Below are 1,749 nucleotides of genomic sequence, written 5' to 3'. Positions count from 1 at the left end.
CCGCTTCTTCCCCTTGCCAATTTTTGACTGTGTAGTTAACCATGACTTTAATCTTTCCTTGCCCTATTTACCAAATTTCTTGGCGGGGGTGATGTTTAACAGGGTTCCTGGTTTACCCGGGACGGCTCCTTTGATCAGGATTAGGTTGCGTTCGCTATCGATTTTGACCACGGACAGTTTGCGGATGGTCACTTGGGTGGCTCCGTATTGTCCGGCCATTCTCTTACCCGGGAAAACGCGGCCGGGGGTAGTACCGGCACCGGTGGAACCGGGGAGACGGTGGTTTTTGGAACCGTGGGTCATGTTACCGCGTTTGAAGTTATGGCGTTTTTGATAGCCGGAGAAACCTCGTCCGATGGTGGTTCCAGCCACATCGACTAAATCGCCTTCTTGGAAGATAGCGGCGGTAATTTCTTGGCCTAAAGTGTAAGCGGATGCGTCCTCGAGGCGGTATTCGATTAAATGCCGCAGGGGGGAGACACCGGCTTTGGCTAAATGACCGAGTAGCGGTTTGTTGAGGGCTTTTTCTTTGACGGTTTTGTATCCCACTTGGATGGATTCATAACCGTCGGTTTTTTTCGTTTTGACTTGGGTGACGGGACAGGGACCGGCTTGAACGACGGTGACGGGAATGGCGACTCCCGTTTTGTTGTCGAAGATTTGGGTCATGCCCAGTTTTGTACCGAGGATACCGATAGACACGGATTGTTCTCTTTATCTTTACTAGACGACAATCAAAAATAACGTGGCCGTGGCTATAGGAGCGAGAAAAATCTTTCCCGCTTTATCAGCCTGCCCAACTTGAATGACTTTTTTCGAGTTATTTAAGCTGGCATCCCGTTAAATTCGTAAGTAAGACTAGACAGGTTTGCTGGTTCTGCCTAGATTGTTGCTGGTCTTTGTTTCTTCGGGACTTAAAGGGTTTATCTTCAGTATCCCGGCGAAGACCGAGCGACCAAGGCGGTTCTGCTCAGTAGTGCCTTTAGCACCACCTAACACCGATTTTGGCCACAATCAAACATTATATAATGTTTGTGACTTTTTAGGCAAGAGGTTTTTTAGTCACTGGAAATGATCATATCTAGTCTGGCTGAAGGAAGGGGTGACAACGCTGTAACCCTTCAAATTGATTAACTTAATTCTCCCGTTCTCATTTCGGGGAAAGTCTCAAGGTTTTTCCCTACCCCCCACACCCTGTTTCACTTTCAATCTGCTTGTCACCCCTTCAGGTTTCTGGCACTTTTTTAGCCCAAAAATTCGCAAAACTCTTTTATAGCAAGGCTTAAACTGATATTCAGCAGCTCGCGCTTATAGTAGTTATCTTAATGGTGAGGTACAAAGTTTTCGTTCTGGGGAATCGGTCGTTGGTAGCAAATTAGGTTACACTTTATTGTGGGAAACGCTGTGAATGGGGGGATGACAGCAGTGTACTATCATCCCTTGTCTGGGGGTTAGATCGCTTCGAGATCTTTTTCTCCAGTACGGATGCGGACAATCTGTCCCACGGGGGAGATGAAGATTTTGCCGTCTCCGATTTCACCAGTACGCGCCGCAGAAATCAGCTTATCGACGACCATATCGACTTGATTATCTTCGACGACGATCTCGATCTTGAGTTTTTGGAGGAATTCGACGGTGTACTCGGAACCGCGATAACGTTCCGATTGACCTTTCTGACGACCGAAACCTCTAACTTCGGAGACGGTCATCCCGACAATGCCCGCATTAACTAGGGCGATTTTCACCTCT

2 protein-coding genes are annotated in these 1,749 nt (G+C 47.7%); both read right to left on the bottom strand.

Annotated elements, in window-relative coordinates; genetic code table 11:
• Window positions 1-63 precede the first annotated feature (63 nt).
• Complete coding sequence (gene rplC / locus PX481_RS12940) at window positions 64-702, bottom strand: 50S ribosomal protein L3 (RefSeq protein WP_002734589.1); 639 nt, start codon at window positions 700-702, stop codon at window positions 64-66.
• 749 nt (window positions 703-1,451) lie between these two features.
• Window positions 1,452-1,749: P-II family nitrogen regulator (locus PX481_RS12935; RefSeq protein ID WP_288094694.1), on the bottom strand; the 298-nt coding region annotated here is incomplete at its 5' end.

This window comes from Microcystis sp. M53603_WE2, from assembly GCF_030065435.1.
This window is presented reverse-complemented; position numbering and strand designations above follow the sequence as displayed.